At 64.3% G+C, this 25,112-nt stretch carries 21 protein-coding genes and 1 tRNA gene; 15 read left to right on the plus strand and 7 right to left on the minus strand.

Annotated elements, in window-relative coordinates:
• Window position 1 precedes the first annotated feature (1 nt).
• Window positions 2–823, minus strand: a complete 822-nt coding sequence (gene fabI, locus ACZ7GB_RS09350; protein ID WP_472158401.1) for an enoyl-ACP reductase FabI — start codon at window positions 821–823, stop codon at window positions 2–4.
• Between the two features lie 163 nt (window positions 824–986).
• Here fabI and pdxH point away from each other — a divergent pair, with 163 nt between their 5' ends.
• The 8 genes from pdxH (at window position 987) to ACZ7GB_RS09390 (ending at window position 8,765) form a co-directional block, all read left to right on the plus strand.
• Window positions 987–1,610, plus strand: a complete 624-nt coding sequence (gene pdxH, locus ACZ7GB_RS09355) for a pyridoxamine 5'-phosphate oxidase (RefSeq protein ID WP_078542894.1) — start codon at window positions 987–989, stop codon at window positions 1,608–1,610.
• A 137-nt stretch (window positions 1,611–1,747) separates the two neighbouring features.
• Entirely contained in the window at window positions 1,748–2,284 is a 537-nt protein-coding gene (locus tag ACZ7GB_RS09360; RefSeq protein WP_078520559.1) for a cold-shock protein, read from the plus strand.
• On the plus strand, window positions 2,254–2,745 hold the full coding sequence (locus tag ACZ7GB_RS09365; RefSeq protein ID WP_472158402.1) for a DUF192 domain-containing protein: 492 nt from the start codon (window positions 2,254–2,256) through the stop codon (window positions 2,743–2,745). The genes ACZ7GB_RS09360 and ACZ7GB_RS09365 overlap by 31 nt, the downstream gene beginning before the upstream one ends.
• A 40-nt stretch (window positions 2,746–2,785) precedes the next feature.
• Window positions 2,786–2,862 (plus strand) — tRNA-Pro (locus ACZ7GB_RS09370).
• Between the two features lie 525 nt (window positions 2,863–3,387).
• Window positions 3,388–7,047, plus strand: coding sequence for a vitamin B12-dependent ribonucleotide reductase (locus ACZ7GB_RS09375; protein WP_472158403.1), 3,660 nt, complete (start codon window positions 3,388–3,390; stop codon window positions 7,045–7,047).
• 148 nt (window positions 7,048–7,195) lie between these two features.
• A complete protein-coding gene (locus ACZ7GB_RS09380) occupies window positions 7,196–7,441 on the plus strand; it encodes a hypothetical protein (protein WP_078520114.1) in 246 nt (81 codons plus the stop codon).
• A gap of 264 nt (window positions 7,442–7,705) precedes the next feature.
• Entirely contained in the window at window positions 7,706–8,320 is a 615-nt protein-coding gene (locus ACZ7GB_RS09385; protein WP_246832055.1) for an HD domain-containing protein, read from the plus strand.
• 103 nt (window positions 8,321–8,423) lie between these two features.
• The gene (locus ACZ7GB_RS09390) at window positions 8,424–8,765 is read left to right on the plus strand and encodes a zinc ribbon domain-containing protein YjdM (protein ID WP_075775641.1); all 342 of its coding nucleotides are present in this window, start codon (window positions 8,424–8,426) and stop codon (window positions 8,763–8,765) included.
• 6 nt (window positions 8,766–8,771) lie between these two features.
• Here the strand turns inward: ACZ7GB_RS09390 and ACZ7GB_RS09395 are convergent, their stop codons facing one another.
• From ACZ7GB_RS09395 to ACZ7GB_RS09405, 3 genes are all read right to left on the minus strand, one after another.
• On the minus strand, window positions 8,772–9,182 hold the full coding sequence (locus ACZ7GB_RS09395) for a hypothetical protein (protein ID WP_472158405.1): 411 nt from the start codon (window positions 9,180–9,182) through the stop codon (window positions 8,772–8,774).
• A 41-nt stretch (window positions 9,183–9,223) separates the two neighbouring features.
• Window positions 9,224–10,249 (minus strand): SH3 domain-containing protein, encoded by a 1,026-nt coding sequence (locus tag ACZ7GB_RS09400; protein ID WP_472158406.1) that lies wholly within the window; start codon window positions 10,247–10,249, stop codon window positions 9,224–9,226.
• Window positions 10,250–10,323: 74 nt separating this feature from the next.
• Entirely contained in the window at window positions 10,324–11,715 is a 1,392-nt protein-coding gene (locus ACZ7GB_RS09405; protein ID WP_472158407.1) for an oligosaccharide flippase family protein, read from the minus strand.
• A 198-nt stretch (window positions 11,716–11,913) separates the two neighbouring features.
• Between ACZ7GB_RS09405 and ACZ7GB_RS09410 the strand changes: the two genes are divergently transcribed.
• The 5 genes from ACZ7GB_RS09410 to ACZ7GB_RS09430 all read left to right on the plus strand — a co-directional run bounded on the left by ACZ7GB_RS09410 (window position 11,914) and on the right by ACZ7GB_RS09430 (window position 18,850).
• A complete protein-coding gene (locus ACZ7GB_RS09410) occupies window positions 11,914–13,152 on the plus strand; it encodes a Coenzyme F420 hydrogenase/dehydrogenase, beta subunit C-terminal domain (protein ID WP_472158409.1) in 1,239 nt (412 codons plus the stop codon).
• Window positions 13,149–14,312 (plus strand): polysaccharide pyruvyl transferase family protein, encoded by a 1,164-nt coding sequence (locus ACZ7GB_RS09415; RefSeq protein WP_472158410.1) that lies wholly within the window; start codon window positions 13,149–13,151, stop codon window positions 14,310–14,312. The genes ACZ7GB_RS09410 and ACZ7GB_RS09415 overlap by 4 nt, the downstream gene beginning before the upstream one ends.
• Entirely contained in the window at window positions 14,312–15,172 is an 861-nt protein-coding gene (locus tag ACZ7GB_RS09420) for a glycosyltransferase family 2 protein (RefSeq protein ID WP_472158412.1), read from the plus strand. The genes ACZ7GB_RS09415 and ACZ7GB_RS09420 overlap by 1 nt, the downstream gene beginning before the upstream one ends.
• A gap of 133 nt (window positions 15,173–15,305) precedes the next feature.
• On the plus strand, window positions 15,306–17,447 hold the full coding sequence (locus tag ACZ7GB_RS09425; RefSeq protein WP_472158413.1) for a right-handed parallel beta-helix repeat-containing protein: 2,142 nt from the start codon (window positions 15,306–15,308) through the stop codon (window positions 17,445–17,447).
• Window positions 17,447–18,850, plus strand: a complete 1,404-nt coding sequence (locus ACZ7GB_RS09430; protein WP_472158415.1) for an O-antigen ligase family protein — start codon at window positions 17,447–17,449, stop codon at window positions 18,848–18,850. Before ACZ7GB_RS09425 ends, ACZ7GB_RS09430 begins: the two co-directional genes overlap by 1 nt.
• Here ACZ7GB_RS09430 and ACZ7GB_RS09435 read toward each other — a convergent pair.
• The 3 genes from ACZ7GB_RS09435 to ACZ7GB_RS09445 all read right to left on the minus strand — a co-directional run bounded on the left by ACZ7GB_RS09435 (window position 18,847) and on the right by ACZ7GB_RS09445 (window position 22,234).
• Window positions 18,847–19,830: a glycosyltransferase family 2 protein gene (locus ACZ7GB_RS09435; RefSeq protein ID WP_472158416.1), complete on the minus strand. Its 984-nt coding sequence runs from the start codon at window positions 19,828–19,830 to the stop codon at window positions 18,847–18,849. The two genes, ACZ7GB_RS09430 and ACZ7GB_RS09435, sit on opposite strands and share 4 nt — an antisense overlap.
• A gap of 11 nt (window positions 19,831–19,841) precedes the next feature.
• Window positions 19,842–20,402 (minus strand): acetolactate synthase small subunit, encoded by a 561-nt coding sequence (ilvN, locus tag ACZ7GB_RS09440; protein WP_075775634.1) that lies wholly within the window; start codon window positions 20,400–20,402, stop codon window positions 19,842–19,844.
• A gap of 86 nt (window positions 20,403–20,488) precedes the next feature.
• Window positions 20,489–22,234, minus strand: coding sequence for an acetolactate synthase 3 large subunit (locus ACZ7GB_RS09445; protein ID WP_472158418.1), 1,746 nt, complete (start codon window positions 22,232–22,234; stop codon window positions 20,489–20,491).
• Window positions 22,235–22,782: 548 nt separating this feature from the next.
• Between ACZ7GB_RS09445 and ACZ7GB_RS09450 the strand changes: the two genes are divergently transcribed.
• Window positions 22,783–23,355, plus strand: coding sequence for a TRAP transporter small permease subunit (locus tag ACZ7GB_RS09450; RefSeq protein WP_078542858.1), 573 nt, complete (start codon window positions 22,783–22,785; stop codon window positions 23,353–23,355).
• Entirely contained in the window at window positions 23,355–25,106 is a 1,752-nt protein-coding gene (locus ACZ7GB_RS09455) for a TRAP transporter large permease (protein WP_078542859.1), read from the plus strand. The genes ACZ7GB_RS09450 and ACZ7GB_RS09455 overlap by 1 nt, the downstream gene beginning before the upstream one ends.
• Window positions 25,107–25,112: the final 6 nt, after the last annotated feature.

Below are 25,112 nucleotides of genomic sequence, written 5' to 3' on the forward strand. Positions count from 1 at the left end.
CTCATTCCTTCCGCTTGGTGACCACGTCGATATCGGGCGCGTCGACCGCTTTCATGCCCACCACGTGATAGCCAGCGTCGACATGCAGCGTCTCGCCGGTGGTGCCGGAGCCGAGATCGGAGAGCAGGTAGAGCGCGGCCTTGCCGACCTCTTCCTGCGTCACGTTGCGGCGCAGCGGCGAATTCAGCTCGTTCCACTTCATGATGTAGCGGAAGTCACCGATGCCCGAAGCCGCGAGGGTCTTGATCGGGCCGGCGGAGATCGCGTTGCAGCGGATGCCGTCCTTGCCCAGATCCTCGGCGATATACATCACGCTGGCTTCCAGCGCCGCTTTCGCCACGCCCATCACGTTGTAATGCGGCATGACCTGCTCGGCACCGTAATAGGTGAGCGTGAGCAGCGAGCCGCCCTCGTTCATCATCGCTGCGGCTTCCTTGCACACGGCAGTGAAGGAATAGACCGAGATGTCCATCGTGGTTTTGAAATTTTCGCGCGAAGTATCGACATAGCGCCCGCGCAGCTCCGACTTGTCGGAGAAACCGATCGCATGGACAACGAAATCGATGCTGTCCCAATGGGTGCGCAGCGTCTCGAAAAGCGCCTTGATCGAGTCACCGTTGGCGACGTCGCATTCGACGAGGATCTCGGAGCCGAGCTGTTCGGCCAGCGGGCCCACGCGCTTCTTCAGCGCCTCGCCCTGGAACGAGAAGGCCAGCTCCGCACCGGCATCCGCGAGGGCTTTGGCGATGCCCCAGGCGATGGATTTGTCATTCGCAAGGCCCATAATCAGCCCGCGTTTGCCTGCCATCAGGTTGTTTGACATGTCAGGTTTTCCCCCGCTTCGCTCTGGTAAGTCCGAATGCTTTAGGCGAAAGGTGGAGACGCATCAAGGCTACTGACCTCCGGTCAAGCATGATCGTGTGGATCGTGTTGCAGATCGGGGCGTTGCGCCTGATGTGCGAGCGGCGGCGAGACTGGAGGCTAGTATGAGTGACAGAACCGGAATTTTCGCAGGCGACGATCCTTTTGCCATCGCGCAGACATGGCTGGATGAGGCCGCGGACACCGAGATCAACGATCCCAATGCGATTGCCCTGGCGACAGTCGATCCGGACGGGTTGCCCAATGCGCGTATGGTTCTTCTCAAGGAAATCGAAGGGCGCGACATGCCCTCCGGCGGGGCTTTCGTCTTCTACACCAACTACGGATCGGTGAAGGCGCAGGAGATCGAAAGCGCGGGAAAAGCCGCCTTCGTGATGCATTGGAAATCGCTGCGCCGGCAGATTCGGGTTCGCGGTATGGTTGAGCGCGAAGAGGGGCCGCAGGCTGACGCCTACTACAAGTCGCGCTCGCTGAAATCGCGTCTCGGCGCCTGGGCCTCACGGCAAAGTGAGCCGCTGAGTTCACGCAGCGCCTTGATGGCGGAGGTCGCGAAGGTGACCGCGAGCCACGGTGCGAATCCCGATCGACCGCCGTTTTGGGGAGGGTTCAGAATCAAGCCGTTGGAGTTGGAATTCTGGGCAGACGGTTCTTTTCGCCTTCATGATCGCTTCCGCTGGAGCCGGCAAACCCTTGCCGATCAGTGGGTTGTGACCCGCCTGAACCCCTGAAACTCGCGCTTCGTGAATTGCATAGGGTCTTGAAACTTTGGGCAATCTCTTGAAGTGTCCCCTAAACACCGCATTTCCAGAAGGACGTGCGGAGGAAATGCGAACAGGAAAGCCCGCGAATGCAAACGGGATGGAATATGCTGGGGGAGTCCGAGGCAGAGCTTCGTGAGGTGACCGGCACCGTCAAATGGTTCGACCCTGTCAAAGGGTTCGGCTTCATCGTCGATGGCGAAGGAGGGCCTGACATCCTTCTTCATGCGAATGTTCTGCGCAATTTCGGTCAGGGCTCGATTGCCGATCACGCGCGGATTCGTGTCCAGATGCAGCTGACCCCGCGCGGCGCGCAGGCGGTCGAGGTTTTGGAGATTCTTCCTCCGGAAGGCGAGCCCGTCGCGCCGATCGAGGATTTGGGCGACAACACGTTCGACGATATCGCGGCGCTGCCGCTTGAGCCTGCACGGGTGAAGTGGTTCGAAAAATCCAAGGGCTTCGGCTTTGCCAATGTCTTCGAGAATGACGAGGACATTTTCATCCATATGGAAGTTCTGCGCCGGTCGGGTTTTGCCGATCTTACCCCCGGCGAAGCGGTGTGCCTGCGCGTGATCGAAGGCAAGCGCGGTCGGATGGCGGCACAGGTTCTCGCATGGGATGCCGGTTTGAAATCCGGGCGCTGAGCGCCGCGCTTTTCCTTGCCGTAACGCCGGGCCTCGCCGCGGCGGAAGGGGCGCAGTGCCGCGATGACCTCGCCATTCTGCGCACCGGGGACCAGCCGGTCAGCTTCACCGTCGAAATTGCCGATAGCAGCGCCGAGCGCGCGCAGGGCCTGATGGGGCGGCGCGAGATGGACGAAGGGGCAGGGATGCTCTTCATCTACGAGCATGCGCGGGAGGTTGCCTTCTGGATGCATGACACGCCGCTGCCGCTCGATATGGTGTTCATCGACCCGACGGGCGAAGTGGTGAAGGTCGCGGCCAATACGACGCCCAATGACGACACCCCGATTCCCTCCGGCGCACCGGTGCGCTACGTGCTCGAGATCAATGCCGGGATGGCGGCGCGCCACGGCATCGCGCCGGGGGCGCAGCTGGCACATCCCAGCGTCGATCCCGCGCTGGCCGCATTTCCCTGCGAATGACCCTTTCCTTGGGCCGAACCTCTTTGTAAGGAGAGGGCGTCGGGGCGTAGCGCAGCCTGGTAGCGCGTCTGTTTTGGGTACAGAAGGTCGTGAGTTCGAATCTCGCCGCCCCGACCATCCCCTCGAAATCGCCGGAATCAGGCCCGCTATATCTAGTGGTAGGCTCTTGATTGTGACACTAGCGACACGCTCTTCGGCTTTGCCCAATTTTTGCGCAACCCGGGCGAGGCTATCCACAAGATATTGCGTTCTGTGGATTGAAATTGCCAGATGAGCGGCCAAAGCCCCCGAATCTTCAATGAAATTTGGCCCTTATTGGTGCCGCAATGCAGCGCCCATGCGTTAACCAAATGTGGAGGAATCGTGCAGCGCGCTTCCCTTGGGGTCGGTCAACTGAAAAATGGACTGACTCAAGGTGAAAGTTTCGTTGACGGCTCGGTACGCCTACGGCAGGTTGTGTGGTGTCGGAGGCTAACCCACCAGATGTAGTGGAGCCTAGGGCCAAGGGACAGATTTCGGACATTGCACCCCCGAATCCGGGGCGCGCAGCTCTCGCGGTGTCGACTGCGAGGCCCGGGCTTCTTTGTCTTCTGCGGCTCCCGCCGGCACCAGATTGGACTGACTGCAAACGGGGACAGGGCAATGAAGATCGAACGGAAGTTCACCACCGACGAAACCGGCGCTTACGGCGCGCTGGAATTCACGACGACCACGTCTGAGATTCGCAACCCCGACGGGAAAGTGGTGTTCCGAAATGAGTCGGTCGAAGTGCCCGGCCGCTGGAGCCAGGTGGCATCCGACGTGCTCGCGCAGAAATACTTCCGCAAGGCCGGCGTTCCGGCGGCGCTGAAGAAGGTCAAAGAGAAGGGCGTGCCGGAATTCCTGTGGCGCTCGGTCCCCGATGAAGAGGCGCTTGCTCAGCTCCCCGAAGAGGCGCGCTACACCGGTGAAAACTCAGCCAAGCAAGTGTTCGACCGTCTCGCCGGTGCCTGGTGCTATTGGGGCTGGAAGGGCGGCTACTTCTCCACGGAAGCTGATGCGCAGGCTTACTATGACGAGATGCGCTTCATGCTGGCCGAACAGATGGCCGCGCCGAACTCGCCGCAGTGGTTCAACACCGGCCTGCATTGGGCTTACGGCATCGACGGCCCCGGTCAGGGTCACTTCTATGTCGATCACAAGTCGGGCAAGCTGACCTCCTCGACCTCGGCCTACGAGCATCCGCAGCCCCATGCCTGCTTCATCCAGTCGGTCTCGGACGATCTGGTGAAAGAGGGCGGGATCATGGACCTCTGGGTCCGTGAAGCACGCCTGTTCAAATACGGCTCGGGCACCGGCACCAACTTCTCGAGCCTACGCGCCGAGGGCGAGAGCCTCTCGGGCGGCGGCAAATCCTCGGGCCTGATGGGCTTCCTCAAGATCGGCGACCGCGCAGCGGGTGCGATCAAGTCGGGCGGCACCACGCGCCGCGCGGCGAAGATGGTGATCTGCGACATGGATCACCCGGACATTGAGGAATTCGTCAACTGGAAGGTCATCGAAGAGCAGAAAGTGGCTTCGCTGGTCGCGGGCTCCAAGCTGCATGAGCGCGAACTTAACGGCATCTTCACCGCGATCCGCGAATTCGACGGTTCGGCGGAGACCTCGGTCGATCCGAGCGAGAACGAGGCGCTGAAAGCCGCGATCAAATCCGCCAAGCGCGTGATGATCCCGGAGACCTATATCAACCGCGTGCTGCAATATGCGCGGCAGGGCTACAGCTCGATCGAATTCCCGACTTACGATACCGATTGGGACTCGGAAGCCTATGTCTCGGTCTCGGGCCAGAACTCGAACAACTCGGTGCGCGTCACCAACGCTTTCCTGAAGGCGGTGAAGGACGATGCCGATTGGGAACTGATCCGCCGCACCGACGGTAAGGTCGCGAAGACCGTGAAGGCGCGCGATCTGTGGGAGCAGGTTGGCCACGCCGCCTGGGCCTGCGCCGATCCGGGCATCCAGTTCCACGACACGGTCAACGAATGGCACACCTGCCCCGAAGACGGTGCAATCCGCGGCTCGAACCCGTGCTCGGAATACATGTTCCTCGACGACACGGCGTGTAACCTCGCCTCGATGAACCTGCTGACCTTCTACAAGGACGGCAAGTTCGACGCGGAAAGCTACATGCACGCCACCCGCCTGTGGACCGTGACGCTGGAAATCTCGGTGCTGATGGCGCAGTTCCCCTCGAAGGAAATCGCGCAGCGCAGCTACGACTTCCGCACGCTGGGCCTCGGCTACGCGAATATCGGCGGCCTGCTGATGAACATGGGTCTGGGCTATGACAGCAAAGAGGGCCGGGCGCTCTGTGGCGCGCTGACCGCCGTGATGACCGGTGTCTCCTACGCCACCTCGGCTGAGATGGCGGGCGAGCTGGGCGCGTTCCCGGGCTACGAGAAGAACGCCAAGCATATGCTCCGCGTCATTCGCAACCACCGCAACGCGGCTTATGGCAAGACCGACGGCTACGAGGCGCTCGAGACCAAGCCGGTCGCGCTCGACCACAAGGGCTGCCCCGATCAGGATCTGGTCGCACTCGCCACCCAAGCCTGGGACGAGGCGCTGGCGCTGGGCGAGAAGCATGGCTACCGCAACGCGCAGGTGTCGGTGATCGCGCCGACCGGGACGATCGGTCTCGTGATGGATTGCGACACCACCGGGATCGAGCCGGACTTCGCGCTGGTGAAGTTCAAGAAGCTCGCAGGCGGCGGCTACTTCAAGATCATCAACCGCTCGGTGCCGGGCGCGCTCGAAACGCTGGGCTACGGGTCGGCGCAGATCGAAGAGATCATCGCCTATGCCGTGGGTCACGCCAGCCTCGGCAACTGCCCCGACATCAACACCACGGCGCTGATCGGCCACGGTTTCGGCCCGCGCGAGATCGAGAAGGTCGAGGCCGCGCTGCCGACCGCCTTCGATATCCGCTTCGTCTTCAACCAGTGGACGCTGGGCGAGGAGTTCTGCACCCAGACGCTGGGCATCCCGGCCGAGAAGCTGAACGATCCGACCTTCGACATGCTGCGTCACCTCGGCTTCACCAAGAAGCAGATCGACGCCGCAAACGACCATGTCTGCGGGACGATGACGCTGGAAGGTGCGCCGCACCTGAAGGACGAGCATCTGAGCGTGTTCGACTGCGCCAACCCCTGCGGCAAGAAGGGCAAGCGCTACCTCAGCGTCGACAGCCACATCTACATGATGGCCGCCGCGCAGAGCTTCATCTCGGGCGCGATCTCGAAGACGATCAACATGGCGAACCACGCCTCGATCGAAGACGTGAAAGCGGCCTACGAGCTCAGCTGGTCGCTCGGCATCAAGGCCAACGCGCTCTATCGTGACGGATCGAAACTGTCGCAGCCGCTGGCCGCAGCCCTGGTCGAGGATGACGAGGAGGCCGAGGAAATCCTCGCCACCGGTTCGACCCAGGAAAAAGCCGCCGTGCTCGCCGAGAAGATCGTCGAGAAGGTGCTGGTCAAGGAGATCGTGCGCAGCCACCGCGAGAAGCTCCCCGAGCGCCGCAAGGGCTACACCCAGAAGGCGGTCGTGGGCGGCCACAAGGTCTATCTGCGCACCGGCGAATACCACGACGGCACGCTGGGCGAGATCTTCATCGACATGCACAAGGAAGGCGCTGGCTTCCGGGCGATGATGAACAACTTCGCGATCGCCGTGTCGGTCGGCCTGCAATACGGCGTGCCGCTGGAGGAGTTCGTGGACGCCTTCACCTTCACCAAGTTCGAACCCGCCGGCATGGTTCAGGGCAACGACTCGATCAAGAACGCGACCTCGATCCTCGATTACGTGTTCCGCGAACTGGCCGTGTCCTATCTCGACCGCACCGACCTTGCGCATATCAAGCCGCAGGGCACCAGCTTCGACGATCTGGGCGGCGGCGAAAACGAGGGCAAGCGCGCCGATGGCAATGTCGAGCCGATGTCCGAGAACGCGTCGAAATCGCTCGAAGTGCTGCGTCAGATTTCCTCGACCGGTTACCTGCGCAAGCGCCTGCCGCAAGAGCTGATGGTGCTGCAGGGCGGTGTGGACGTCGTGACCTCGCAGATGCCCGCGCAAAGCGCGCAGGCCCGTGCGTCCAGCTCCACCGCGGTCTCCTCTGGCGGTGTCCAGATGGATGCGCGCGCCAAGGCGAAGATGCAGGGCTACGAGGGCGAGGCCTGCGGCGATTGCGGCAACTACACGCTCGTGCGCAACGGCACCTGCATGAAGTGCAACACCTGCGGGGCGACCAGCGGTTGCTCTTGAGGGACAGGGGTCTCGGTCTGGCGGCCGGGGCCCCGACGACGACGCCACGCGATCCGCGTGGCGGGGACTGGGACGTGAAGGCTGGGGCCCATTCGCATGGCGGGCCGAGGGACAGAACGACCGCCAAAGGCGGCAAAAGGAGCGGAAATTGGATCTGATCGTCGGCAATAAGAAGGTGACCCCGAAAGCCACGCGCCGGATTCCCGGTGGCATCGAGGCCGAGCTGGTGGGCGAGGAACTGACCTCGCTGATCGACGCGACCTTCACCGGCATCGAGATCGCCTGCCTCGGCGGCGACCTCGATCACCACGCGCTCGACGTGACCGATATCCGCATGGGAGGCGGTGCGACCACCGTCACCCTGATGACCGCGCGCGAGATGGCGCTGCACTAAGCGCCGCGCGCGAAAACGAGATCCGGGGCGGGTGCGCTCGCCCCAGACGCTGAGAAGGCCCAGGCAAAACGACGATAAGCTCGGGCGGTCAACGAATGAGCCTGATCGGCGAAACTGGCCCTCTCCAACCCCCCGGAGAGGGCCGCATTATTTCTTGCGGAGAGGGCAGGGGCGGGTTCTGGTCATTTGCGCGGCCTCGCGTCACGATATGCGCAGGGGCCCGAGGGGGCCGAGGATCGAAACCCGCAACCGGAAGGACCGCAGATGACCGCATCCGGACCGACAGTCTCCTTCACCCAGATGAAAGACGGCACCCGCGAGGATTACGAACTGCTCGAAGAGCTGGAAAAGCCCTTCCTTGCAGGGACGGCGGACCGGCTGTTGCGCGAATTGGCCGCGCAGGCGGAGGAGACGCTGTCGGGCTACCAGATCACGCGGCTCGAACACGGGCTGCAGGCGGCGACGCGGGCCCGGCGCGACGGGGCGGATCTCGATTGGGTCGTAGCGGCGCTGCTGCACGATATCGGCGACCGGCTCGCCCCGCAGAACCACGATCGGATGGCCGCTGAAATCCTGCGCCCCTATGTCCGCGAAGAGGTCTCTTGGGTGGTGGAGCATCACGGCATATTCCAGATCGCCTATTACGGCCATCACTACGGTTGGGACCCGGAAGAGCGCCAGAAATTCAAGGATCATCCCTGCTACAACAGCTGCGAGCAATTCTGCGAGCGCTGGGATCAGTCGAGCTTCGATCCGGCCTATCCGATGGACCCGCTGGAGAGCTTCGTCGAGGATGTCCGCGAGGTGTTCGCCCGCAAGGCCTATGCGCCCGAGGTGCTGCGCGCGGGCGAGGTTCACGGCCTGCCAGACCCGGCCTGAGCGGGCTGGGACCGCACCGGTCGCACCGGTCCTCTCCCGCTTTTTGTCGCAGGTGAACGATTTTTCTGGCGATAACAGGCGCGTGAGACTAAGGGCATGACCCATGAGCGATACCTTGCCCCCGTGCCCCGAATGCAATTCGTCCTTCACCTACGAGATGGACGCCCTCCTGATCTGTCCCGAATGCGGCCATGAATGGTCGGCCTCGGGTGACGCGGATGCGCCTGCCGAGGTGCGCGACGCGGTCGGCAACGTACTGAACGACGGCGACACGGTGACCGTGATCAAGGACCTCAAGGTGAAGGGCTCCTCCTCGGTCGTGAAGGTCGGCACCAAGGTGCGTGGCATTCGTCTCGTGGATGGCGATCACGACATCGACTGCAAGGTGCCCGGCATCGGTCAGATGGGGCTGAAGTCGCAATTCGTGAAAAAGGTTTCCGAGTAAGCCTCCTCACTGACGCGTGGCGACCCAGCTGCCCCTGCACCCATCGACGTTTTCATAATTCCCCACGAGGCGCCCTTTGACGAGGTGCCCCTTGAGCGAGCCGACAGAGCGCGTCCGGAAGTAGAAATTCCCGACGATCCGGTCGGCTCCGACGACATGCCCGGAAATCCTGTAGGAGGCTCCGTAGGTGTTGGTGGCCTGGCCCGAAAGCCGGCCGTCCTGGATGAGTATCCCGCCATAGCCCGGCGTGCAGGGGCGATCCATCACATGCATGGTCTGGGGGGTGTACCTTCCGACCCAGTGCCCATCGAGCGGGCTTGGCCGACCGTCGGGTGGCTCTGGAACGCAGGCTGCGAGCGCGATCAGGGTTACGCTCGCCCGGATCGCGGTTGCGGCCCTGCGTGTGAGTGTCGTCATCATGGTCATCGAACTGCTCTCACCGGTTTACGCCCGCGTGCTCACTCGATCCCGACGATCATCGTGAAGGGGGCCGGGGCGTCACCGATATTGTAGACCGTGATCCGGTTCTCGCCGTTGAGCCAGAGCTGTCCGCGATAGTCGCGCTTGCCGCCGCGGCTCTCGTAAAGAAGCTCGCCGTCCGGGGTGAAGATGTTGAAATGCACCGCAGGCGAGTCGGTCTGGAGCTGCGCCGTCAGGAACTGCTTTTCCCGAGCACCGAGCCGGTAGTTCACCGCGGCTCCGGCGGCGAGGGTCGATCTCAGCACCGCGCCGCTCGTGCCGGGGGCGAACTGGACCTGCTGATCGCGGGTCTCGGGTTCGGCCACGCGTGGCGGCGGGGCGGAGCCTTCACGAAGGTAGCGCCCGGCGACCCAGCCGGTCAGAGAGCCTTCGGTGGCCGCGACCTGACACCAGCGCTGACCCTCGGCCATCCGGCAGCCCATGTTGCGCAGGATCGCCCCCTCGGGGAACCGCCCGAGGATCGCCGCCCCGGTCGAGGGCCCCGCGCGCAGGTTCAGCGGATCGTTGATGTCGCCGGTCTGGACCTCCCAGAAATCCGGCCCGCCCTGCAGCCCGTCGGCATAATCGCCCTGCACGATCGCGCCGGTCTTCCCGGTGATCCCGATCCGGATGTCGAAATTCGCAACCTCGTCGCGCCGCGCCGCCGAGCGCATCATGTAGACCGAGATCTTGTAGGTTCCCGAGCTGGGCAGCGTGCCTGTGTAGTGGTTCAGCTCGGGCGTTAACTGGCTGGTCATGATCGCCTGATCGCCCGGGCCGCTCCCGGGACCGTAGAGGTTGAAATACGTGGCGGTGTGGTTCGTGGACAGCTTGATATCGATCGTCTGACCGGCCTCGGCGCCGATCGTGTAGATCACGCTGTCATAGCCCTTGATGCGGTCGCTCAGAACCGCGTTATCCGCTCCGGCTGAGAAATAGACCGGAACCTCACGCATCTCCTCGGCAAGGACAGGTGTGGTGAACGACAAAGCCGCGACGAAGACATAACCCAGAAACCGGTTCATACCGATCCTCCCTCTTTGGTTTATGGCGCGCGTCATCGGGGAGTGTAGCACGAAAATCGTACAGAGGCGCGGGGTCACGCAGTGCTGGTGTGCGGGCGGCCGAAATAGGCCCGCAGATGGGGCAGGGCGGCAAGTTGCATCGCGATCAGGATCAGCGCGACCGGCCAGATCACCAGCGCGCCGGGCGCGGCCAGCGTGATCAGCGGGACCGCGATCAACACGAGTGCGGTCGTCAGCGCGGCGCGGCCCACCTGTGGCAGCGCCATGATCCGCGACAGCCGCCAGAGCGCCACGCCAAGGCCGATCGCCTCGCCCGCGACCCCGAGCCAGATCACCGGCACGACCGAGCCGGTCTCAATCAGCGCCCAATAGCTCAGCGGCAGCACCGCGATCCGGGGCAGGTTCCCCCAAAAGCCGTTATCTGTCTGCCCCGCCGAGAGCGCGACCGTGCTCGGCCCGTTCTTGATCGCGCGGAGCGCATTCATCAGCGCGAAGGGGATCAGGAGCGGCAGGAGGCTTGCATATTTCGCCCCCAAAAGGGCCGTGACGACGAGCGGTCCGATAAGGACCGTGCCCAGCAGCAGGATCGATCCGGTAAGGAACATCCCCTCGAAAGTCGCCCCGGCAAGCTGGCGATGCGCGAGGGCGTCCGCACGGCCATGCGCGGCCGAGAGTTTCGGCAGAAAGAGGTTCTGCACCGACTTCGCGCCGATCAGCGTGGGCGTCAGCGTCAGCGTCATGCCCATCGCAAAGATCGCCAGCGCCTCCATCCCCGCCAGCCGCCCGACGATGATCTTGTCGCCCTGAAAGACCAGATACATCAGGGCCGCATTGGCCAGAAGTGGCGCGCCGAAAAGCAGGTTCGCGCGCATCTCGGCGCGGTCGAGGCGCAGGCGGTAGCGGCGCTCGGCCATCAGGTGCGAGACCAGAACGCCGAGGGCCGCGTGCAGCAGGATCGCCCAAAGCGCTACCTGCCAGTCGTCGAAGAGGCGCGAGAGCGGCCAGATCGCGATCAGCGCGGCCAGTGCGGGCAGGGCGCCTGTCAGCAGCATCGGGCGATAGTGGCCCCTGCGCTGGGCGCGGTGGATGTCGAAATGCTGCGCCGCCGTCAGGAGCGGCACAAGCGCGAGCCAGCGATAGGCAGATGCGGCCTCGGGGATATCGAGGAAGCCTGCGATCGGCCCGGCCAGTACGAACAGCGCCGCCGCCGCGATGACGCCGCGCAGCAGTTGGAAACCTTGCAGTGCCGCCTGAAACGCCGGGTCGTCGCCGCGCTTCGACTGCACGATCTGCTGCTGCAGCCCCAGCGTCGAGCCCATCTCGATCACCGCCATCACCATCGCGAAAGTCGCGGCCACGCCGTAATCGGCCACCGGGATCAGCCGCGCGATCGCGAGGTTGCGCGCGAGCATCAGCGCCGAGGTGGCGGCGTTCCCGCTGAGGATGAGGATCGCGGTGCGAAGCATGTACTGTCCGATATGGCGCGGGGTTTGGCCGCCCGCGCATGTTTTGCGCCCATAATCCCGCCCGAGGGGCCGTCGGGTCAAGCGCGCTGTGGCGGCTGTGGCTTGACGGCCACGTCACGCGCGCCGACCGACCCAGCCAAGCCTTGCCAGATTCACGGCTTTGCTGTTCAACTCCTTGAAAAACCAGATCGGCCGAGCATGACCCATCACAGCCCCATTTCGACGCCTTCGAGCGAGGCGCTCGCCCATGTCGCGGCGGGCGATCTCTGCGCGGGCTGCGGGCTGTGCGCCGGGGTCGCGCCGGATGAGATCGCGATGGCGCCCGATGCGCGGGGCTTCCTGCGCCCGGTGCAAAGCGCCGAGATCAGCGCGCGTGCGGAGACCGCGATTGCCGCCTGCTGCCCGGGCTTGGGCCAGAGCGCGCAGCGCGTCGCGCCCGGGGAGGAGCCGCTCTGGGGGCGCTTCGCCGAGATGAAAAGCGGTCACGCCACCGACGCGGACCTGCGCCATGCGGGGGCGTCGGGCGGGGCGCTCTCGGCGCTGGCGCTGCATCTGCTGCAATCGGGCCGCGTCGACGCCATCGCCCAGATCGAGCCCGATCCCGACAACCCGATCGGTAACCGGATGCGGCTGAGCACCACGCGCGACGAGGTTCTGGGGGCGGCGGGCTCGCGCTATGCGCCTTCGGCGCCGCTGGCCGATCTGTCGTCGCTGATCGCGGATGGGCGGCGCTTCGCGGTGATCGGCAAGCCTTGTGATGCGGTGGCTTTGCGGGCGCTGGTCGCGCGCGATCCGAAATTTGCGCGGAGTTTCCCGGTGATCCTGTCCTTCTTCTGCGCGGGCGTTCCCAGCGCGGAGGGCGCGCGGGAATTGCTGGCGGAAATGGGCGCGCCCGAGGATCAGCTGGCGGGCCTGCGCTATCGCGGCAATGGCTGGCCGGGAAAGACGGTGGCCGCGCTGCATGATGGCTCCACCCGCGAGACGAGCTATCACGCGGCCTGGGGCGGGGTGCTCTCGCGCCATGTCCAGCACCGCTGCAAGATTTGCGCCGATGGCACCGGCGTCGCCGCCGATCTGGTCTGCGCCGATGCGTGGGAGGCCGACGATGCGGGCTATCCGCTGTTCGAGGAGGCGCCGGGGCGCAGCCTGATCGTGGCGCGCACGCGGCTCGGCGCGGAGATTCTGCATGAGGCCGAAGCTGCAGAGGCGGTCGAGACCGCGCCGTTCGATGTGGCGGAACTGGCCGCGATCCAGCCCGGCCAGCGCGAACGTCGCCGTGCCCTTTTCGCGCGTCTCGCGGCGCTCAAACTGATGGCCCGCCCGATCCCGCGTTACGAGGGGATGAACCTGCGCGCCTGCGCATTGCAAAACCCGGTCACGCGGAACCTGCGCAATTTCGCAGGCACGGTCCGACGTGTGTTGCGGGGCCGAAAATGAGCCGCACGCTGCGCGTCTGCCTGATCTTCCACTCGACGCGCTCGGACAATCTTGGCGTCGGCGCGCTGACCGTGTCGGAGATCGCCCTGCTGCGCGATCTTGCCGCCAAAGCGGGGCGCCAGGTCGCGATCACCGTGCTCGACTGGAAAGACCGGCGCGCGCCCTATGTGGCAGGCGATGACTTGCGGCTGATCGAGGTGGATGGCGCGTTTCTGAAATCTCCCAAAGGGTTGTGGGCCGAAGTTAAGGCCGCCGATCTGGTGATCGACATTGGCGGCGGCGACAGTTTCGCGGACATCTATGGGGCCTCGCGACTGGTGAAGATGTTCTGGATGAAGTTCGCCACACATCTCGCGGGCACGCCTTTGGTGGTCGCGCCGCAGACCGTGGGGCCCTTCACCAAGGGCTGGTCGAAGCGGCTGGCGCGGATGAGCCTCAACCGCTCGGGCTTGGTGGCGATGCGCGACGAACGCTCCCGCGCGGCGCTGGACGATCTGGGCTATCGCGGCGCGCCGGTTCTGGCCTCCGATCTGGCGCTGCGGCTGCCCTATGACCCGCCCGCGCCGCGCGACAGTGGTCCGGTGCGCGTGGGTATCAACGTCTCGGGGCTGCTGATGGCGGGGGGCTATCACGGGGCCAATGATTTCGGGATGGCGCTGGATTATCCCGCGCTGATCGCGCGCGCGATCGACTGGTTCAAGGGGCAGGGGGCCGAGGTCCATCTGGTCCCGCATGTGATCGTGCCCGAAGGTCCGATGGTGATCGAGGATGACCTGCGCGCCTGCGAGGCGTTGGCCGCCGAGCATGACGTGATCTGCGTGCCCGCCTTCGCAAGCCCGTCCGAGGCGAAGAGCTATATCGCGGGGCTCGATTTCTTCACCGGGGCGCGGATGCATGCCTGTATCGCGGCGTTCTCGTCCGGTGTCGCTGTGGTGCCGCTCGCCTATAGCCGCAAGTTTGCGGGGCTGTTCGGCGCGCTTGGCTACGACCATACGGTCGATGCGACCAAGGCGGATGCGGATGCGGTGATGGCGGCGCTGGAGCAGGGTTTTGCCAATCGCGAGACGCTGGCCGCAGAGGCGAACGCGGCGCTGGCGCGCGGGATCGAGCGGCTTGGGGCTTATGACGCGGCGCTGCTTGAGTTGATGGAGGCGCTGTGATGGCCGAGGCCGCGATCATCATCCCGCATTACAACGATGTCGCGCGGCTCATGCGCTGCCTCGAGACGCTCGCGCCGCAGCTGGATGCGCGTTGCGAGTTGCTGGTGGTCGACAATGGCTCGACCGAGGATCTTGGCCCCGTCCGCGCGGCCTATCCCGACCTGCGGATCGTGACCGAGACTAAGAAGGGCGCGGCAGAGGCGCGCAATCGTGGCGTGGCGGAGACGACAGCGGCGCGGCTGTTCTTCATCGACAGCGACTGCGTGGCCGACCCGGACTGGATCGCGACCGCCTTCGCCATGGCCGGGCAGGGCGATCTGGTTGGCGGGCATGTCTTCGTCTTCGATGAGACTCCGCCGCCGCGATCCGGCGCAGAGGCCTTCGAGACCGTCTTCGCCTTCGATTTTCGCCGCTATATCGAGGAGAAGGGCTTCTCCGGCACCGGCAACCTGCTGACCCGGCGCGATGTCTACGAGGCGACGGGGCCCTTCATCGCCGGGCTGTCGGAGGATCTCGACTGGTGCCGTCGCGCGACCGCGAAGGGCTATTCGCTGATCTATGCCGACGGGCTGCGCGTAGGCCATCCGTCGCGGCAAAACTGGGCGGCGCTGTCGCGCAAATGGCGGCGTCTGACCGAAGAAGGCTTCGGCGTGAATGGATCAAACCTGCCCGCGCGGCTGCGCTGGGGGGCGAAGGCGCTCTTGATGCCCGTCTCGATCCTCGCCCATCTGCCCATGGTGCTGCGCCATCCCGACCTGCGCGGCGCGACCGAGCGGTGGCGCGCCGTGGCGACGCTCGCGAGACTGCGGCTCGCGCGGATGGGCTGGATGCTCCGGCAGGCGGTTTTCGGGCGGCTTTAGCGGCGCGAAGGCCACAATGGCAATGTGCAAGGTTTAATCTGGGTTAAAGCTCTTGCCGCGTCGATCTTCCTCACGCTAGCGTGACGGCAAGATATCAGAGCCGCAAAAAGCGGCCCGGAACAGGCAGGCAGCGATGGAGCAGATCGCATTCACCACGAGGCATGCAGCCCGCGTCGGACGGCGTGGGCTTTTGGCCGTCGGTCTTCTCGTGCTTGGGGCGCTGCCCGCACTGGCGCGCGACTGGCAGGTCTCGGATAAGGCCGGGCTGGCGCGGATCGGGGCGAAGCTGGCGCCGGGCGACACGGTTCTGATCGCGCCGGGCGACTATGACGCGCTCGATCTGCGGGGGCTGGCAGGGCGCGAGGATGCGCCGATCACCTTCCGCTCTGCCGATCCGGACAACCGGGCGGTGATCGCGCAGATGAACCTGCGGGAAGTCAGTCATGTCGTGATCGAGGCCGTGACCTTCGATTACCGTTACACCGAGGGCGACCGATCCAACACCCGCCCGTTTCAGGTCTTCACCACACGCGATCTGACGATCCGCAATGCGCTGTTCGATGGGGATCTCGCCCCCGCCGATCCGGATCTGATCGAGCAGGGGCCGTTGCCCACGGCCTTTGGCCTCGCAGTACGCGCCTCGACCGGGATCACGGTCGAGCGCTCCGAGTTTCGTCGCTTTTATCGCGGCGCGATCTTCACTGACTGCACCGATCTGGTGGTGGTCGCCAACGACATCCATGACATGCGGATGGACGGGCTGAACTTTGCCCAGATCGAACGCGCAGAGGTCGCAAACAACCACATTCACGATTTCCGCCGTGCCGTCGCGTCGGGCGATCATGCCGACATGATCCAGTTCTGGACCGCAGGCACGGAACGGCCCAGCCGCGACATCGCGATCACGAACAACCTGCTCAATTCCGGCGAGGGCGGCTTCACCCAGTCGATCCTGATGCGCAACGAGCTGGTCGATCGCGGCAAGGCGGGCGCGGAGATGTTCTACCGCAATGTCGAGATCAGCGGGAACGTCATCATCAACGCCCATCTGCACGGGATCACGGTGGGCGAGGCGGAAGGCGTTAAGATCGCCAACAACACGCTCATCCATGACGTCTATTCCGAGGGCGAGAAACGCGATCCGGTTCTCTGGATCCCGCAGATCCGCGTGGCGCGCGACGCCCGCGCCGTGGAGATCGCCCGCAATGCGGTGAGCGAGATCGCAGGCCCGGCGGGGCAGCCCGACTGGAAGCTCCGCGACAACCTGCTGATTCAGGACATCACGCCGCAGCGGGCGAGCTATTACGACCAGCTCTTCGTCGCCGCGCGCACCGGTGCGCCGCGTGAGATCATGAATTACGCCTATCTTCCGGGTGGGGCCTTGGCCGGGAGCGGGATCGGTGCGCCGATGCTCGATATTCTCGGCGGTCCGGAGGCGTTCCAGCCGGTCATGCGGTTCGCGCGCAGCGAGGGCGGCGGCACCACGCTGCAATTCGACGCGCGCGAGAGTGTGCTGCCCGAGGGGGTGGACCCTGCCGAGGTCGCCTATCACTGGCAGATCGACGGGCAGACCAGCCTCGACGGCGCGCAGGTGCCGGTGGGCTTCCGCATGCCGGGGCGGCACAAGGTGACGCTGTCGCTGACTCTGCCCGACGGGCGGAGCGCGCAGAGCAGCGGCTATGTTATGGTCCGCGACGACCGTATCCTCAGCTATGACCCCGAGCTGGGCCGACTGATCTCGCATGCCGGGGCGCAGCCGGAGGCGCTCGACTCGATCCCGCTCAGCCCCGGCGCGCTGGAATTCGGGTTGGGCGGCGGCGCCGTGGTGATCCCGCGCGAGATGGTCGCGCCGCTCTACGGGGCGGATCGCTTCGCGCTGCATATGAAGCTGCGCGCGGTAGGCGATTACAAATCCGCCGGGGAGTTGTTGCGCGTGCATCAGTCGTTGATCGTGCGAGTGACCGGACGCGGCACGTTCGAGGTCGAGTTCTGGCCCGAGAGCGGGCAACGGCTGTTCCTGCGTACCAAGCGCGTCCCGATCTATGACGGCAAGTGGCACGACATCACCTTCCGCTACGCGTCCGACGATAGCCTATTCGAGGTGCTCGCGGGCGAGGAGGTGATCGGCAAGGGCACCGTCTCGGGGCGGCTCAAACCGATGGAATATTGGGGCCTCGCGCTGGGCAATCCCTTCGGCAAGGGCAGCTTCCATGGCGAGCTTGAGGCGCTTGATCTGACCGCGAGCCGCCCCGCGGTGAGCGGGGCGATGCGCTGATGCGCGCCGGGGCGATTGGCAGTGCCACTCCGCAACGTGCGCGCCCGACAAGCCGCGCGGGCGGGCGATCCCGTATCGCCGAGACCGCCGCGCTCGCGACCGCGAAACTGCCGTGGCCGGTGCTGCTGTTCGTGCTGTCGATCCTGCTGCCCTTCAAGTTCAACCTCGGCCCGCTTGCGATCACCGGGAGCCGCCTTGTGCTGATGGCCTTCATCCTGCCCGCCTTCGCGCGGGTCTTCAGCGGGCGGGCAGGGCGGATACTGCCGGTCGATTGGCTGTTCCTGTTCCATGCGCTGTGGCTGTCGGTCGCGCTGGCGGTGAACAACCCCGACCGGGTGATCCAGCAGGCAGGCTCTGTCGGGCTGGAGGTTCTGGGCGGTTACCTGATCGGGCGCGCCTATATCCGCTCGCGCGAGGATTTCGCGGCGCTGGGCAAGGTGCTGATCTGGTCGGTGCTGATCCTGACGCCCTTCTCGCTTTACGAAACGAAGACCGGCACGACCCTGATCCCGACGCTGATCGACAAGCTGCCGGGGATGGGCACGATCACCTACAACTTTCAGGAGCCGCGCCTGGGGCTGGAGCGGGTGCAGGGCCCCTTCGCGCATCCGATCCATTTCGGGCTCTATTGCTCGGTCGTTTTCGCCTTCGCCTTTGTGGCCTTCGACGGGATCAAGACGCTCGGCTGGCGGGTGGTGGCGAGCGGGCTGATCCTGCTCAACGGCTTTCTTGCGCTCTCCTCGGGGGCGCTTCTGTCGCTGCTGCTGCAACTGGGACTGATAGGCTGGTACGTCACTTTCGTGCGGATCGAATGGCGCTGGTGGCTGCTGACGGGGCTGTGTGCCTTCGCCTATGTCACGGTCGACCTGCTGTCGAACCGCTCGCCGATCATGGTGTTTCTCAGCTACGCGACCTTCTCGGCCCATACCGCCTATTGGCGCACGATCATTTTTGACTGGGGGCTGAAGAATGTCTGGGCCAACCCGATCTTCGGCATCGGCCTGAACGACTGGGTGCGGCCGTGGTACATGTATTCCGGCTCGATGGATAATTTCTGGCTGGTGATGGCGGTGCGCTATGGCATCCCGGGCTTCCTGCTGGTCACGAGCGGTTATGTCTGGGGGCTTTTCAAGGTGATGTTCCGCGATTTCGGCGGCGATACGCGGATGCAGAATTTCCGCCGCTCCTGGGTGTTCACCTTCGCGGGGATGACCTTCACGCTCTGCACCGTCTATGTCTGGGAGTCGATCTATGCCTTCACCTTCTTTCTGTTCGGCGCGGGCATGTGGATGCTGACCGAGGCGGTGAAAGAGGGGGGCGATGCACCCGAGGATGCGAGACGGCCTGAGGCGCGCGGCACCAGCTACACACGGTTTGCGCAGACGCATCGGCGAGGGGATTAACGCCCGATCTTCGCTCGCGCATCGGGGCTGAGCGCGGCCAGAACTTGTGCAGGCGGCGCCATCCCGAAGAACCCCCGCAGCAGGGCGGCGGCTTCCGCCCCATGCCCCTGCACACGAAGTTGCGCGGCTTTCGCCAGCGACCACGCCGCACCGCCGATCAACCCGGCGGGGAAATGGCGGCGCAGGAACATCGCCCGCGCGCGATGCTTGAAATATTGCGAGAACGGCGAGGCGACCGAGCCCATCCGCTGCGAGCCGATCGCCGTGCCCGCGACGTGATGGACGACCGCGCCTGCGCAATAGGAGATCGGCAGATCGCCCCGGCGTAGCGCCCAGTCGACCTCTTCGTAATAAAGGAAATAGTCTTCCGTCATCGGCCCCGCGCGCTCGAGATGGGCGCGGGTGGCGACAAGGCTCGCGCCGGTGACGAAGTCGATGTGCTCCGGGTCCGGGGCAGGGCTGTCGGCGGGAGCGAACTGGTTGAGGTTATGGGTGATCCCGGTGCGCCGGTCGATCACCCCACCGTCGATCTGGATCTTGTCGGGCGCGTCGCCATAGACCACCCGATGCGCGATCATCGCGGCACCTCGCGGTCTAGTATCATGCGAGGCGAGAAGGGCAGGCGTCTCGGGCGGCACCACGCAATCGGGGTTGAGTAGCCAGAACCGGTCGACCGCGGGATTGGCCGCGAGCCGCGCCAGCCCCAGATTGACGCCCGCAGCAAACCCTCCATTGCTCCCCGCTTCGATCAGAGCAATGCCTTCCTGACCCGCCTCCGCTGCCCCCATCAGATCGGGGACGGCTGCGCGGATCACCTCCACCGTGTCATCGGGCGATGCATTGTCGACTACCACCACATGCAGCGCCACGCCGGTCGCTGCCCGCAGCGAGGCAAGGCAGGCCGCGATCACGTCCGAAGACCGATAGGTGACGATGACGACACCCAGAGCAGGACCGGTGGCGGGGTGCGGCTCTGCCATGTCGCTCTGGCTCAGGCCCCGCGCGAGAGGGCCGCGACCCCGGTGCGGGCCACTTCGGCCAGACCCAGCGGGCGCATCAGATCGGCGAAAGCGTCGATCTTCTCGGGCGTGCCGGTGATCTCGAAGACAAAGCTCTCCAGCGTCGAGTCGACCACATTGGCGCGGAAGATCTCGGCCAGACGCAGCGCTTCGATGCGCTTGTCGCCCGTGCCCGCAACCTTGATCAGCGCCAGTTCGCGCTCGACCGGGTAGCCCTCGACGGTGAGGTCCTTCACCTCATGGACCGGCACGATCCGGCCCAGCTGCGCCTTGATCTGGTCGATCACGTTCTCGGTGCCGCGGGTGACGACGGTGATCCGGCTACGGTGACCCTTATGATCCACCTCGGCCACGGTCAGGCTGTCGATGTTGTAGCCGCGGCCCGAGAACAGCCCGATCACACGGGCCAGAACCCCGGCCTCGTTATCCACGATCACCGCGAGCGTATGGCTGCGCTCAATCTGGTCGTGGCTGTCGCGCAGGTCGTAAGCGGAATGGCTCGAGGAGCCTTTCTTGATCTTCAGAGCGGCCATTGCCTCTCTCCTTTTCCTAGTTCGGACCCGATCTTCGGCTTGGTCCAAATATCCCGGGGGTCCGGGGGCAGCGCCCCCGGCGTCGCTCACACCAGCGCCGCGCCTTCCTTGAAGACATCGGCATCGGCCGCCAGCAGCATCTCGTTATGCGGCTTGCCGGACGGGATCATCGGGAAGCAATTCTCGTGCTTCTCCACGAGGCAGTCGAACAGCACCGGGCCGTCATGCTTGATCATCTCCATGATCGCATCGTCGAGATCGGCGGGGTCGGAGACCTGCATCCCCTTCCAGCCGAAGCTCTCGGCGAGCTTCACGAAATCGGGCAGGCTTTCGGACCAGCTATGCGAGTAGCGCTCGCCATGCAGCAGTTCCTGCCACTGGCGGACCATGCCCAGACGCTCGTTATTGAGGATGAACTGCTTGACCGGCACGCGGAACTGGGTCGCGGTGCCCATCTCCTGCATGTTCATCAGCCAGCTCGCCTCGCCCGCCACGTTGATCACGAGGCTCTCGGGATGGGCGATCTGCACGCCGATCGAAGCCGGGAAGCCATAGCCCATCGTGCCCAGACCCCCGGAGGTCATCCAGCGGTTCGGATCCTCGAAGCCGAGGAACTGCGCGGCCCACATCTGGTGCTGGCCCACCTCGGTCGTGATGTAGCGATCCATGCCCTTGGTCAGCTCTTCGAGACGCTGCAGCGCATATTGCGGTTTGATCGTCTTTTCCGAGTTGGTGTAGGCGAGGCAGTTCACCTTCTTCCACTCGTCGATCTTCTTCCACCACTTCTCGATCGCGGGCTTGTTCACCTTGCGCCCGCGCGATTTCCAGACCTTGAGCACGTCTTCGAGCACATGGCCGATATCGCCGAGGATCGGCAGGTCGACGGCGATGATCTTGTTGATCGAGGAGGCGTCGATATCGACATGCACCTTGGTCGATTTCGGCGAGAAGTCCGCCACGCGGCCGGTGATCCGGTCGTCGAAGCGCGCGCCGAGGTTGATCATCAGGTCGCAGCCATGCATCGCGAGGTTGGCTTCATAGAGACCGTGCATCCCGAGCATGCCGAGCCAATTCTTGCCCGAGGCGGGGTAGGCGCCCAGACCCATCAGGGTCGAGGTGATCGGGAAGCCGGTCGCATCGACAAGCTCGCGCATCAGCTGGCTCGCGGCGGGGCCCGAATTGATCACGCCGCCGCCGGTATAGAAGACCGGCTTCTCGGCGGTTTCGACCAGTTCGACCAGCTTGGTGATCGCGTCGAGATCGCCTTTCACCTGCGGCTGGTAATGGTCGACCCGCGCGGCTTTCGGCTCGGTATAGGTGGCCACTGCGAATTGCACGTCCTTGGGCATGTCGATCAGCACCGGGCCGGGACGGCCCGAGGTGGCGACGTGGAAAGCCTGATGGATCGTCTCGGAGAGCTTCGCGGGATCCTTCACCAGCCAGTTATGCTTGGTGCAGGGGCGGGTGATGCCCACCGTGTCGGCCTCCTGGAAACCGTCGGTGCCCACGAGGAAGGTCGGCACCTGACCCGACAGCACGATCAGCGGGATCGAGTCCATCAGCGCATCGGTCAGCCCGGTCACCGCATTGGTCGCGCCGGGGCCCGAGGTCACCAGCGCCACGCCCGGCTTGCCGGTCGAGCGCGCATAGCCTTCGGCCATGTGGATCGCGGCCTGCTCGTGGCGGACGAGGATGTGACGGATGTCGTTTTGCTGGAAAATCTCGTCATAAATCGGAAGGACCGCGCCGCCCGGATAGCCGAAAATTACTTCGACCCCGTGATCCTTCAGCGCCTGAACCACCATCTTCGCGCCGGTCATCTGCCGTGCCATATGCTCACTCCATCCTTGCGCGAGGGCCACGCCGCCCACCGCTAACTCTCAAGCATCCACCTGTCCAAGAAAAAGCCCCCGGCTTTGAGGCGGGGGCGCATGGGAACCTTCATGGTTGTACCGTTACCGGCCCATGCGCTTGGCTCCTACGACGACAAGAAGAATCGCATCCATTGCGGATCCCTTTCGGACTGCTTTGCGCGGACATTAGGATCGGGCGTTGGGGGCGTCAATGCCCAAACGCTGAATAAAATGTCGCGAGCGACGGAATTTTCTTCCCGATTATTGCGCGCTGCGGCCTGCGAGTCGCAACTTTGAGAAATCGGAAGAGGCTCCCGAGCCGGGTGCCGCAGGGGCAGTCGCGGTGAATTGATCTCGTTGACGCTTGGTCAGTCGCGATATCGGGCTCAGAGGCGGGGCTTTTAGGCCGATCTGGTCAAGTGAACAGACCAGATGGAGCCTTAATTGCTTGACCTTTCTCCCCCACTCGGCCAATCACGGGCAAAGCCTCAGGCAGGCTTTCGGGACAAAATTAGGGAGGAAGTGAGATGGGCGCTTTGCTGGCCCTTTCACGCGCGATCGACCGGATAAACGAGACCATCGGCAAGGCGGTGTCGTGGCTTATTCTGGTGTCGGTCCTCGTGAGTGCGACCAACGCCATTGTGCGCAAAGCCTTCGACATGTCGTCGAACGCTTGGCTGGAATTGCAATGGTATCTTTTCGGCGCGGCGTTTCTGGGCGCTGCCGCTTACACGCTCAAGCAAAACGAGCATATCCGCATCGACATCGTCTATGGTGCCTTCTCGCGGAAAGTGCAGCACTGGATCGATCTGCTCGGGCATATCTTCTTCCTGATGCCGTTCGTCTTGCTGATGCTGTTCAAGCTGACGCCCTTCGTGATGATCTCGATCCGCTCGGGCGAGATGTCGACGAATTCGGGCGGTCTGATCCTGTGGCCGGCCAAGCTCCTGCTGCTGATCGGCTTCTGGCAGCTGTTCTTCCAAGGCGTGTCCGAGATCATCAAGAAGATCGGTGTGATGCGTGGGTTGATCGACGATCCCCATGCCGACAGCGCGGGCCATCACGGCCATGATCCCATCGCCGAAGAGGAGGGTCTGTAATGCTCGAGCTTATCGCTCAGAACATGGCCCCGATCATGTTCATCTCGCTGATCGTCTTCCTGCTGATCGGCTATCCTGCGGCCTTCGCACTCGCGGCCAACGGTCTTTTGTTCTTCGTCATCGGCGTTGAACTGTCGGGTTACTCCGGCGGGACGATCAATCTTGACTGGCCGTTGTTGAATGCGATGCCGCAACGGTTCTACGGGGTCTTGTCGAACGAGACCTTACTTGCCATTCCATTCTTCACATTCATGGGCATCGTGCTCGAGAAATCGGGCATGGCCGAGGATCTTCTCGACACGATCGGTCAGCTGTTCGGCCCGGTGCGCGGCGGTCTCGCTTATGCGGTGATCATCGTGGGCGCGCTTCTGGCGGCGACAACGGGCGTAGTTGCGGCCTCAGTGATCGCGATGGGCCTGATCTCGCTGCCGATCATGTTGCGCTACGGCTATGATCGGAAGGTGGCCACAGGTGTCATTGCGGCGTCAGGGACACTGGCGCAGATCATCCCGCCCTCGCTCGTGCTGATCGTTCTGGCTGACCAGCTGGGCGTTTCGGTGGGCGACATGTACAAGGGCGCGCTGATCCCCGGTATGGTGCTGACCGGCATCTACCTCGGCTATGTGCTCGTGATGTCGATCATCAAGCCGAAGTCGATGCCGGCTCTGCCGAAAGAGGCGCGCACGCTGGGCTCTGGCGTGATGTCGCTCCTGGTGGCGCTGGCCGGTGCGGTCGCGATCTTCATCTTCGCCGAGAAGTATTTCGAGGCGAGCGGGTCGAGCGTCAACAACTCCGAGATCCTCGCAGCCGGTGTGGCCGTGATCGCGATCTATATCGTGGCGTTGCTGGACAAGGCGCTGAAAACCAACCTGATGAGCCGTCTGGCGCAGCAGGTGGTGATCGTGCTGATCCCGCCGCTGGCGCTGATCTTCCTCGTGCTGGGCACGATCTTCCTCGGCGTCGCGACGCCCACCGAAGGCGGCGCAATGGGCGCGGTCGGCGCGCTAGTGCTGTCGGCGGTGAAGAAGCGTCTGACCTTCCCCGTCGTGCGTGACGCACTGGCGGCGACGACGCGCCTGTCGGCCTTCGTGCTGTTCATCCTGCTGGGCGCGCGGGTCTTCTCGCTCACCTTCTACGGGGTGAACGGGCAGGTCTGGGTCGAGCATCTGCTGACCTCGCTTCCGGGTGGCCAATTGGGCTTCCTGATCGTGGTGTCGTTCCTGGTGTTCTTCCTCGCCTTCTTCCTCGATTTCTTCGAGCTGGCCTTCATCATCGTGCCGCTTCTGGCGCCTGCCGCGCAGGCGCTGGGGATCGACCTGATCTGGTTCGGGGTGATCCTGGGCGTGAACATGCAGACCTCGTTCATGCACCCGCCATTCGGCTTCGCGCTGTTCTACCTGCGCTCGGTCGCGGCCAAGGTGCCCTATATCGACAAGGTCACCGGCAAGAAAATGGAGCCGGTGAAGACCTCGCAGATCTATTGGGGCGCTATCCCCTTCGTGTTCATCCAGGTTGCGATGATTGCCATCGTGATCGCCTTCCCGGCCATGGTGATGCACTACAAGGGGCCGCAGGTGGATCTGAAGGATGTCGAGATCAAGCTGCCGCAGATGCCGGGCATGGGCGATGGGGGCGGCCTCGGTGGCCTGCCGTCGCTGGCGCCTCTGGGTGGCTCGACCTCTGGCGGGTCGGGCTCGGGAAGCGCGGCTCCGGGCGGGCTGCCCCCGCTTCCCACACCGGGCAGCAACTGATCGACC

This window comes from Thioclava sp. PTB-PU3-1, from assembly GCF_055666785.1.

Bases quoted from the DNA above. Each gene is read 5' to 3' on its own strand.
- fabI (WP_472158401.1), bottom strand. From the start codon at position 823: ATGTCAAACAACCTGATGGCAGGCAAACGCGGGCTGATTATGGGCCTT.
- pdxH (WP_078542894.1), top strand. From the start codon at position 987: ATGAGTGACAGAACCGGAATTTTCGCAGGCGACGATCCTTTTGCCATC.
- ACZ7GB_RS09360 (WP_078520559.1), top strand. From the start codon at position 1,748: ATGCTGGGGGAGTCCGAGGCAGAGCTTCGTGAGGTGACCGGCACCGTC.
- ACZ7GB_RS09365 (WP_472158402.1), top strand. From the start codon at position 2,254: ATGGGATGCCGGTTTGAAATCCGGGCGCTGAGCGCCGCGCTTTTCCTT.
- ACZ7GB_RS09375 (WP_472158403.1), top strand. From the start codon at position 3,388: ATGAAGATCGAACGGAAGTTCACCACCGACGAAACCGGCGCTTACGGC.
- ACZ7GB_RS09385 (WP_246832055.1), top strand. From the start codon at position 7,706: ATGACCGCATCCGGACCGACAGTCTCCTTCACCCAGATGAAAGACGGC.
- ACZ7GB_RS09390 (WP_075775641.1), top strand. From the start codon at position 8,424: ATGAGCGATACCTTGCCCCCGTGCCCCGAATGCAATTCGTCCTTCACC.
- ACZ7GB_RS09395 (WP_472158405.1), bottom strand. From the start codon at position 9,182: ATGACGACACTCACACGCAGGGCCGCAACCGCGATCCGGGCGAGCGTA.
- ACZ7GB_RS09400 (WP_472158406.1), bottom strand. From the start codon at position 10,249: ATGAACCGGTTTCTGGGTTATGTCTTCGTCGCGGCTTTGTCGTTCACC.
- ACZ7GB_RS09405 (WP_472158407.1), bottom strand. From the start codon at position 11,715: ATGCTTCGCACCGCGATCCTCATCCTCAGCGGGAACGCCGCCACCTCG.
- ACZ7GB_RS09410 (WP_472158409.1), top strand. From the start codon at position 11,914: ATGACCCATCACAGCCCCATTTCGACGCCTTCGAGCGAGGCGCTCGCC.
- ACZ7GB_RS09415 (WP_472158410.1), top strand. From the start codon at position 13,149: ATGAGCCGCACGCTGCGCGTCTGCCTGATCTTCCACTCGACGCGCTCG.
- ACZ7GB_RS09420 (WP_472158412.1), top strand. From the start codon at position 14,312: ATGGCCGAGGCCGCGATCATCATCCCGCATTACAACGATGTCGCGCGG.
- ACZ7GB_RS09425 (WP_472158413.1), top strand. From the start codon at position 15,306: ATGGAGCAGATCGCATTCACCACGAGGCATGCAGCCCGCGTCGGACGG.
- ACZ7GB_RS09430 (WP_472158415.1), top strand. From the start codon at position 17,447: ATGCGCGCCGGGGCGATTGGCAGTGCCACTCCGCAACGTGCGCGCCCG.
- ACZ7GB_RS09435 (WP_472158416.1), bottom strand. From the start codon at position 19,830: ATGGCAGAGCCGCACCCCGCCACCGGTCCTGCTCTGGGTGTCGTCATC.
- ilvN (WP_075775634.1), bottom strand. From the start codon at position 20,402: ATGGCCGCTCTGAAGATCAAGAAAGGCTCCTCGAGCCATTCCGCTTAC.
- ACZ7GB_RS09445 (WP_472158418.1), bottom strand. From the start codon at position 22,234: ATGGCACGGCAGATGACCGGCGCGAAGATGGTGGTTCAGGCGCTGAAG.
- ACZ7GB_RS09450 (WP_078542858.1), top strand. From the start codon at position 22,783: ATGGGCGCTTTGCTGGCCCTTTCACGCGCGATCGACCGGATAAACGAG.
- ACZ7GB_RS09455 (WP_078542859.1), top strand. From the start codon at position 23,355: ATGCTCGAGCTTATCGCTCAGAACATGGCCCCGATCATGTTCATCTCG.